Genomic DNA, 3837 nt, shown 5'->3' with positions numbered 1-3837 from the left:
GCTGGAACGTCCGTGACCTCTTCTGTCGTGAGCAATTACCCTGTAACCTCTCTGCAAAAAGAAGATCACCTGCGCATCCCAGTCATCAGAAGATAAAGGCCATCCGTGGTGAAACATCAATACTGGTCCTTCTCCCTGATCTTTGTAAAAAATTTCTGTTCCGTCTTTTAATCTTAATGTACTCATTGCTTTGTTGTTTAATTTGTTATTCAATTTTAATTCTTAAATAAGTTGACTGTTGTCTTATTTTCTAAAGCAAATGTAGCAGTAAATTAAATGGATAATCTTGATCTATGTTAAAAATTAAAAAATATTTAATAATTAATGTAAATTTTATAACATAACTTTAATCTGATTCATTAAAATTAAATTACTATAAAAACAAAAGCCTCAAAAATAATTTGAGGCTGTATATTTTAGTTTCAGATCCGTAGATCCGGCTGTAGATTATTTAGCTGGTTTTTTAGGACTCATCATCATAATCATTCTTTTTCCTTCAAGCTTAGGAAGCTGGTCTACTTTTCCAACGTGCTCCAATTCCTGAGCAAGCTTTAAAAGTAAGATTTCTCCCTGGTCTTTAAAGATAATCGAACGTCCTTTAAAAAATACGTAGGTCTTTAATTTTGAACCTTCTTCAAGGAATTTCTCAGCATGCTTCTTTTTGAATTCGTAATCGTGCTCATCTGTCTGAGGTCCGAAACGGATTTCTTTCACAACTACTTTTACCTGCTTAGCTTTTAATTCCTTCTGCTTTTTCTTTTGCTCGTATAAGAACTTTTTATAGTCCAGAATCCTTGCAATAAACGGTTCAGCCTTATCGGAGATTACTACAAGATCCAATTCCTGCTCCTGAGCAATCTGTCTTGCCTTATCAGTAGGATAAACTCCCGGCTCTACGTTATCGCCCACCAAACGAAGCTCTCTCACACGAATTTTATCGTTGATCAAGTGTGCGTCCTCCTGTACCGGACGTCTCTGTGGGCCCCTGTTGTTAAATCTTTGTGCTATTGTATTATAATTTTATTGGTTAACTTCTATTTTATCAATCATTCTGAACAAAAATAATTTTCAATCATTTAGAATGATATTTTTTAGATTTAAGCGTTAAACTCAAATCCAGTTTTTGATTGTTCTTTAAAATAAGAAACGAAATCTTCAATCTTCATTACTCCTAGATCGCCTTCACTACGTCTTCTTACAGAAATTGTGCCATCCTTTTCTTCATTTTCTCCCACTACAATCATGAATGGAATCTTCTTTAATTCGGCATCGCGGATCTTTTTGCCCGTTTTTTCGTTTCTGTCGTCAATTAATCCGCTAATATCGTGATTTTCCAGTAATTGAGAAACTTTTTTAGCATAATCTACGTATTTTTCACTGATCGGAAGAATGATAAACTGATCAGGAGCCAGCCACAATGGGAAATCTCCTGCTGTATTCTCAATAAGAATCGCAATGAATCTTTCCATAGAACCAAATGGCGCTCTGTGAATCATGACCGGTCTGTGCTTTTCGCCATCGCTTCCTGTGTACCAAAGATCAAATCTTTCCGGTAGGTTATAATCCACCTGAATCGTTCCAAGCTGCCATTTTCTGCCTAAAGCATCTTTCACCATGAAATCCAGTTTAGGACCGTAGAATGCAGCTTCACCGTATTCAGTTACTGTATTTAGTCCTTTTTCCGTTGCTGCTGTTACGATTGCATTTTCTGCTTTCTCCCAGTTTTCGTCGGTTCCGATGTATTTTTCTTTATTTTCAGGATCTCTCAAAGAAATCTGAGCGGTAAAATCAGCAAAGCCTAATGAACCGAAAACGTAAAGAACCAAATCAATTGTTTTCTTAAATTCTTCCATCAACTGATCCGGAGTACAGAACAAATGCGCATCATCCTGAGTAAATCCACGAACTCTCGTTAAACCGTGAAGCTCACCACTTTGCTCATATCTGTAAACGGTACCAAATTCTGCATATCTTTTAGGCAAATCTCTGTAGCTCCATTGTGAAGTTTTGTAGATTTCACAGTGATGCGGACAATTCATCGGCTTCAGCATGAATTCTTCTCCCTCATTTGGCGTTTTAATCGGCTGGAAGCTGTCTGCTCCGTATTTATCCCAGTGACCGGAAGTTACATACAATTCCTTCGCGCCAATATGCGGCGAAATTACAAATTCGTATCCTGCTTTTTTCTGAGCTTCAGAAAGGAAATTTTCCAATTTTTTTCTCAAAGCTGCTCCTTTTGGCAACCATAAAGGTAACCCTTGACCAACTTTTTCAGAGAAAGCGAAAATTCCAAGTTCTTTACCCAGTTTTCTGTGATCTCTTTTTTTAGCCTCTTCTAAAAGTTCAAGATATTCTGTTAAATCTTTCTGTTTCGGGAAAGAAATACCGTAAACTCTCGTTAACTGAGGATTTTTTTCGTTTCCTCTCCAGTATGCTCCGGCTGCATTCAAAATCTTCATTGCCTTTACAATACTTGTGTTCGGAATATGTCCTCCACGACAAAGATCTGTAAAGTTATCATGCGTTACAAAAGTGATTTCTCCATCATTAAGATTAGAGATCAATTCCACCTTATAAGGATTGTCTGCATACACTTTTAAAGCTTCTTCTTTAGAAACCGGATATAAAGAGAATGTAGACCCTTTTTTAGCATTTTCTAAAACCTTCTTTTCGATCTTTTCGAAATCTTTATCAGATAAACTTTCGTCTCCGAAATCTACATCATAGTAGAATCCTTTTTCGATGGCAGGACCGATCGTTAACTTAGCATTAGGATAAAACTCAAGGATTGCCTGCGCCAAAAGGTGGGCAGAAGAGTGCCAGAAAGCCTTCTTTCCAAGATCATCATTCCAGGTCAGCAATTGTACCGTAGCATCCGTGGTTATAGGTGTGGTCGTTTCTACTTGTTTGTCATTAACAACTGCGGAAATGGTATTTCTAGCCAATCCCTCGCTTATAGATTTTGCCACATCTAGCGGAGTAACTCCCGCCTCGAATTCTCTGACACTATTGTCTGGAAGTGTAATTTTTATCATTGTTTACTAAGAAATTTTAAGATGCAAAAATACGGATTTTTTATTTAAAATACTACTTTCACGCATTTTTGAGACGAGATTTAATACGAAAAATCTCAGAATACCGTTATAAATAATTAACGTTTAACCAACCTTTTAATTATGAATAGGTTAAAACTAAGATTGATGTTTTCTTTTGTACCGTACTTTCTCTTTAATAATTTCAATAACGTCCACATTTCTCACTTTAGACTGTACCCAACCGTGAATATCTATGTACAGCAAAGATCTTCTGTAATATTCATTTTCAGAAAACAGGGATAATTTTTCATCAAATTTTTTGAAAGATTCCAATTGTTTATCCGGTGTTATATTATTCAGGTTTTTGAAAAAATGAATGCTTTCAAAATGGAAGTCATCCGGTTTTTTCATTTTTTTCGTGAATTTTAAAGTTGCTTTTATAAATTCATCATAATCTTCATCATTTCCGGATTCGTGTTTCGCCATCAGAATCAAAATCCGGGTGTGGAACAGTAAATCTTCCTGAACATTCCCTTTGGATTCGATCACTTTCAATGAATAACTGATGGATTCCTCAAATTTTTTGCTTCCGAAAAACATCGCTGCCATTTTCAAATAAAGAATCATGAAATGATGCTCATCAATTTTATCCCGGAGCTTATCCATTTTCAGCTCGATTTCAGGAATTAATTTCGAGCCGGAAAAGAATTCCCCTTTCACAAAGTGAATGTTCATTAAAGTATTGTAATGCGTTAGAAAAATAAGCGATTGCAGGTTTTCATTTTGAGCAAAACTTGAAGAA

3 protein-coding genes and 1 pseudogene are annotated in these 3837 nt (G+C 36.0%); all 4 read right to left on the bottom strand.

Going from position 1 to position 3837, the window contains the following annotated elements:
• Positions 1-186: alpha/beta fold hydrolase (locus WFK35_RS21315; protein WP_336734538.1), on the bottom strand; the 186-nt coding region annotated here is incomplete at its 3' end.
• Positions 187-447: 261 nt separating this feature from the next.
• A complete protein-coding gene (gene infC / locus WFK35_RS21310; RefSeq protein WP_175608770.1) occupies positions 448-948 on the bottom strand; it encodes a translation initiation factor IF-3 in 501 nt (166 codons plus the stop codon).
• Positions 949-1097: 149 nt separating this feature from the next.
• Positions 1098-3035 (bottom strand): threonine--tRNA ligase, encoded by a 1938-nt coding sequence (gene thrS, locus WFK35_RS21305; protein ID WP_214589733.1) that lies wholly within the window; start codon positions 3033-3035, stop codon positions 1098-1100.
• A 156-nt stretch (positions 3036-3191) separates the two neighbouring features.
• Positions 3192-3837 (bottom strand): annotated as a pseudogene (locus tag WFK35_RS21300) (hypothetical protein); the annotation flags it as partial.

Source organism: Chryseobacterium sp. VD8, from assembly GCF_037149975.1.
Lineage (GTDB): Bacteria > Bacteroidota > Bacteroidia > Flavobacteriales > Weeksellaceae > Chryseobacterium > Chryseobacterium indicum.
This window is presented reverse-complemented; position numbering and strand designations above follow the sequence as displayed.